Origin of the sequence: uncultured Clostridium sp., from assembly GCF_937920395.1 — a bacterium.
Lineage (GTDB): Bacteria > Bacillota > Clostridia > Clostridiales > Clostridiaceae > Clostridium_AD.
The window spans coordinates 1-5,863 of the sequence record NZ_CALEVF010000285.1; the positions used below are offsets into that span (position 1 = coordinate 1).

Genomic DNA, 5,863 nt, shown 5'->3' on the forward strand with positions numbered 1-5,863 from the left:
AGAATTAATCCACTATGGATTTTTTATTGGTTCAACTTCATTTTACAACAAGTCATAAATAAATACTTAAGTTACGTTATATACTTATATGTAGTTGTCACAAGTATCAGTTGACTGTAAGTCCATAAATTAGTTAGACTTTATATGACACCTTTAACATCTGTAGGGTACAACAAAAGCACTAATCTTTGCAGCCTAGTGCTTTTTACTTTAATATAAAATTATAAACCTTCTATTTTATGTTTAAAAGCCACTTAAGTACCAAAGTCGAATTTTCCTTTTGTTTGCTCGTACTAACAATAGCAATTACCTTATTTTTAGTATCATATCCCATATCTTTAAATATTTTATTATTTTCCACATTTATAGCATACACAGCCATGTTGTTATCTCTTCCCTTAGCTTCAATCTTCTCATTTTTTATAGAAGCCAAATCTAACTGGTTTCTATTATCCAATTTTAAAAATATATCTTGTTTAACAAGTGACTCAAACTTACCCTTGTCTAAAACTAAAACATCAAGTTCTCCAACTGATACCTGAGCAATAAACTTCTGCATGTATTGGCTTGATAATGAAACATTGTCACTACTTGAACCGTCAAGTGGAATGCTTTCGATAATAGCTTCTTTTCGCTCCTCACCCTCTTTTACAACAATTTTTGTAAGTCGCTTTTCTAAATCATTACTCTTATTCACATCTACTACATTTCCAAACATAGTTAAATTAAATACATAATCTATTTTAGTAATTTGACTATGTATAATGGATCCTACTATAAATATAATTGCTATAATGCATATAATATGTATCTTATATTACTCCCATATATATCCAATCTTCTTTTTCTTACTCATCCCACTCAAATTAACCATATTATTTACCCCTCTAAACCTATATTTATATCTAAACCTATATTATTTCTTTGAACTTTCCCTTTCAGTTATAGTAGCTTCAATTTTCTCTTTTGATATAGTACTCAAAAATGTAAAATTACATTTTAACGCTTGTTTTAGGTTTTGAAGTGCATCTTCATTTTTGTTTATTTTAATCAGCGTCAAAGCATAGTAATAATATGCTGAAGGGAAATTGGGTTTTTCTATCATTAATTTTTCATATACCTTTAATGACTTATCATATTCACCCTGCATATAATAAGTCATTGCTAAGTTGTCTAGTATACCTGCATTGGTTGAATTATAATCATATGCTTCAAGATTAATCTCCATTGCTTTAGCATAATCTTTTTTGAGAATTAAAAAATATCCTAAGTTTTGATATATAATAGTAGTTTTATATTTTTTATATAATTCCATAAGTATCTTAACAGCTTCTTCTATATTATTTCTTTTCCACATAATAATTGAAGTATTAAGTTTTATATTAATTTCGTTGTCAGAACTTAACTCTTCCGTTGAAAGTTGTTTAAGTATTTTCTCTGCCTCATCTAATTCACCTTTAAGTAGCAAAAAATATACACAAGACAATTTTGTTTTCACAGAAGATCCCTTCATTTTGTAGGCTTTATCAAAATATTTATAAGCCTCGTCCTTTTCATTTTTTTTGTATTTATTGTTTCCAATAAGATAAATAATTGTTGCCAAATTTATATATGCTACATATCCAATAATAAAAAGAAAAGCTATTAATTTGCTTACCGTTATAAACAAAAACAATGAAAAAACTATAACTACAATATTCATAATTTTTTTAAAATTCATTTCTTATCACCTCGTATGATATTTATTGTGCACACTCAGAAACCCTTAAGGCATAGCTATCTCTCAATTCATTTTTACCCAAAAATCAACTTCATCTCAAAAATTCGGTAGCATTACTCCTAGAACTTATTATTAAGGTTTACTAACCATTTGTTCATTGGTAAATTGGATCAATTTACACCTTAGACATGATTTTAGTACATATTTTAATATTTATCCACAATTTTATTTGGTAATCTGGATTTTATATTCTAACAACTGTGGGCAAATTGTATTATATGGTATTTAGGATATATATTATGCTCTCGATCATTTACTTTACCAATAACTAACAATATTTAATTTCGCATAATAGCGGGAAATATCTTAGAACAATAGTTGAATTTTATTTTAGGAGGTACCATGTGAAAGAGTCTACCCTGGACATGGTAACTATACTAAAAGATAGTTACCATTATTTATTTTATAAAATAATGGTGACTATCTTTATATTTATTAGTTTCTTAAATTATATACAAGTTCCACTGTTATACCTGGGTTTAAACTATTAAATATAGGGAAATATTTTAATGCATTTTCTACTTCTATTTCAACACATTTTATATCTCCTGGGATTAAATCAAAATCATTATCACTAGGTATTACTCCATCTGGCGTTGAAATATGTAACATCCAAACAAAAGATTTCGCTTGTAATAAAATTTCTACTTTTTGGTTTGATATATTATTTGCACTATACTTAATGTTAACATTCTCTAATTTCAATTTACTATAAGGTGCAAAAAAGTACCTATTTTCATTTAAAAGTTCTCCATTACAACTAATTTGTGCATGCATAAATGTTTCCTCTGGTATAAAACCTGGTATAATGTCTTCAAAATCCACATTAACAGATTCTAGCACGCTATTTGCTTTAATCATTTTTACCATTTCTCCCTTTTTTAATACATTTCCATTCATTTTTAAAATTCTATATTCTAAAAGCACATCTTTTTCTTCTAATGTATCATTCATTATGGTAATTTCTATAGGTGACACTGCACCTTTATAATATTCTTTATAACTTGCCATTCCATCAAAATTTTGCGCTTCATATCCATTTAATGCTAACCCAAATGGAGCCATTGACCTTTTTAAATAATAATACACAGGTCTCTTTCCTAGATAATAATCTATCACAGACCAGTTATGCACACCAAATGAGTCACTGAGTGTCCAAAGCAGTATACCGGAGCACCTAAACTTACGACTACGTAGTTCATCATATATATGGCGCATAATTTCTGCTTGCACTACCTGACTTTTAAGTATATACTCCTGCATGCTAAATTTTGAATAATCACCAAAATACTTATTAACTATCATATTTAATAACTTATGATCACTTGTTGTATTGGTATGATGAAGCCACTCAGGTGAATCAGGATTAAGAGATTTCTCTTTAATACATTTCACCGTAGACTCTATATTCATTGCACCTATAATGCCAAACTCACTTAAAAATTTATAATCAAGATCTGTAAAACGCCAAAGATCTAAATAATGTTCCCAATTAGGACGATGGGTAAAATGCCATGTATGTTGATCGCCCTCATCAAAACTTGATGGCGAAGGTCCTCCAAAAGGGCTACTTTCTCTATAGATTCTATCAATGCAAAGCGACTTCACAAGGCTTGGTAAAAGCTCTTCATAAATACGTCCACCATACCATGGCAAATCTTTAAAGTTTTCTTTTGCTGATAGATACATTTCTTGAATTTCATTGTTTCCAGACCATCCTATTAAACTAACATGATTTCTTAGCCTTGTTATAGCCGACGTTGCTTCAATTCGTATTTCTTCATAAAATTTTGGATCATGATCTGGATAATATCCACATGCAAACATAAAATCATGCCATACCATAATCCCAAGTTCATCGCAGGTTCCCATAAACCCTTCACTCTCATAAATGCCTCCACCCCAAACACGAATCATATTCATGTTTGCGTCTGCAGTAGCTTCTAGTATAAGTCTATTTTTTTCGTCAGTTATTCGGCCTATCAAACAATCTGCTGGTACATGATTTGCACCTTTAGCAAATATAAGTGTACCATTAATTTTAAAGGTAAAGCTTCTTTGATTATCACCAAGTTCCTGCTGATCAATTGATACAGTTCTTAAGCCATGGTTTCTTGTAAGACTATCAATAACATTTCCACTTTTATCTTGAATTTCTACAACAATATGATATAGGTAAGGTAACCCTGATTTATTTGGCCACCATAATTTAGGTGATTTTATGTCAAATTTCATATTACAATTAATGGACGCGAGCTTATCCATTACTATTTCCTTTCTACTAGTTAAAATAGCATTACTTGTATCATCATATCGTGAGTCTTCATATACCATGCATTCAAGTATATAATTATCCTTTTTTAATAGTTCAATATCAATATCTATACTTAAGTTAATTTTGTCTGATATTGTTATTTGATCTCCCTCAAATTGTGTTTGAACATAAACATCCTTAATGTAACTATTATAATAACTATCTATATGCACGCCTTTCCATATTCCACAGGTAGGTAGCCAAATAGTCCAATCCCAGCCGTATACAAATTGAGGTTTACGCATTAAGGCTCTATGAGGCTGCGCTTTGTTCCAAGAGTGATCCATAAGTTCAACTGATTCATCTTTTACGCCGCTCACACCATCGTCTATTCTAACTATTAAAATGTTTGTTCCAATCTTAATATTCGATGAGATGTCAAATGTTTTTCCAATAAAAGCATTGTTATGACTTCCAATAAGCTGATTATTCATCCAAATATCTGCCGTTAAGTCCAGTCCCTCAAAGGTAATCTGTGTGAAATCTTGAATGAAATTCTCGTCGATATTAAAAGTCTTGGTATACCAAAATTCTTTTTTTTCTGCCCATCTACATTCTTCACTATTAATATCAATAAGTGGATCCTTCATAATACCTGCATCTGTTAGTGCAATATGAACATCTCCTGGTACTTTACATGGAATAGTTTTCCTTTCATTAAATATAACCATTGATTGTTCTAAAGTGCCTGCACCTGTATCTTCCACACTTAATGCCCACTCACCAGATAAATCATATAATTTGTGTTTTTTATCTTTATTCAACTTTTCATCCCCTAATTAACAGATTATATTGGAATTAATAGATTTACTTATGTTTATACCACTCTTTAACAACTTCCTCAGCTTTCTTACCGTAAATACTAAAGTCTTTGTCTAATTTAGCATCTTCAAGAGCATAAAGAGTGTGCTTCCAATCCCACCAAAAAAAACCACTAAACCATTCTTCTTCCCAATATGCTTTCATCGCAGAACTATAGTATTTAGCTTGTTCCTCTTCATCAAAAGGAAGGTCTGTAAAACAGTCCCAGGGCATAGTTGAGCATCCGCTGGCACTTCTGCATCCAATCTCCATAAAAAGAATCTGCTTATTAAACTTTTTATGAACCTTATATAATTTTCCCTTTGTTTCTTCCCATTTTGCTATCATACTTTCTTCGGTGTCTTCATTAGTTTTTGATACAGCATAATAGGCACTTGTTCCTATTATATCAACAGCATCAAACCATTCTATATCTTCCTCACTACCATGATTTGCATTGTAGGTAACTGATCCGGTGTAGATACCTCGTACCTTTTCTATAACATGCCTCCAATGCTGGGTCTTTCTTTCCGTACCAGACATCTCACAACCTATACAAAACATTTCACATTTTGTTTCTTCAGCTATCTGTGCATAATGACATATAAAGTTTGTATAGGACTCAAACCATTCATCCCAATATGTACTATCATCATCAGGGAAATTTATACGTGCACGCCATAGATCGTCACTTAAATTAATAACAGGCTTAAGGCAAACTTTGATACCCATTTCATGAGCATTATTGATAACGAAAGCAATTTCACCATCTGTCACCGTATAGTTATAGTCAAAATATATTTTTGTTGAGCAAAATTTTTCTTGTTTTATATCAAAAGCAAGGGCAATCCACTCTGTTCCAGTATCTTAAAGCTTTTTTAAAGATTTTATGGTCCCCTTCGTTTTATACTCTCCCCTTTTGGCAGTCCATCCAAAGGTAAATCCTTTTATAAATTGTCTATCACTCA

General features: G+C 30.8%; 4 protein-coding genes. All 4 read right to left on the reverse strand.

What is annotated here, in order from left to right:
* Nucleotides 1-232: 232 nt before the first annotated feature.
* The 4 genes from Q0649_RS18165 to Q0649_RS18180 all read right to left on the reverse strand — a co-directional run bounded on the left by Q0649_RS18165 (nucleotide 233) and on the right by Q0649_RS18180 (nucleotide 5,672).
* The gene (locus Q0649_RS18165) at nucleotides 233-718 is read right to left on the reverse strand and encodes a hypothetical protein (RefSeq protein ID WP_298845367.1); all 486 of its coding nucleotides are present in this window, start codon (nucleotides 716-718) and stop codon (nucleotides 233-235) included.
* Nucleotides 719-916: 198 nt separating this feature from the next.
* Nucleotides 917-1,720: a lipopolysaccharide assembly protein LapB gene (locus Q0649_RS18170; protein WP_298845369.1), complete on the reverse strand. Its 804-nt coding sequence runs from the start codon at nucleotides 1,718-1,720 to the stop codon at nucleotides 917-919.
* 495 nt (nucleotides 1,721-2,215) lie between these two features.
* Entirely contained in the window at nucleotides 2,216-4,858 is a 2,643-nt protein-coding gene (locus Q0649_RS18175; RefSeq protein ID WP_298845372.1) for a glycoside hydrolase family 2 protein, read from the reverse strand.
* 43 nt (nucleotides 4,859-4,901) lie between these two features.
* Nucleotides 4,902-5,672, reverse strand: coding sequence for a glycoside hydrolase family 113 (locus Q0649_RS18180; RefSeq protein ID WP_298845374.1), 771 nt, complete (start codon nucleotides 5,670-5,672; stop codon nucleotides 4,902-4,904).
* Nucleotides 5,673-5,863: the final 191 nt, after the last annotated feature.

Coding starts and splice junctions, on each gene's coding strand:
- Q0649_RS18170 (WP_298845369.1), bottom strand. CDS start 1,720: ATGAATTTTAAAAAAATTATGAATATTGTAGTTATAGTTTTTTCATTG.
- Q0649_RS18165 (WP_298845367.1), bottom strand. CDS start 718: ATGTTTGGAAATGTAGTAGATGTGAATAAGAGTAATGATTTAGAAAAG.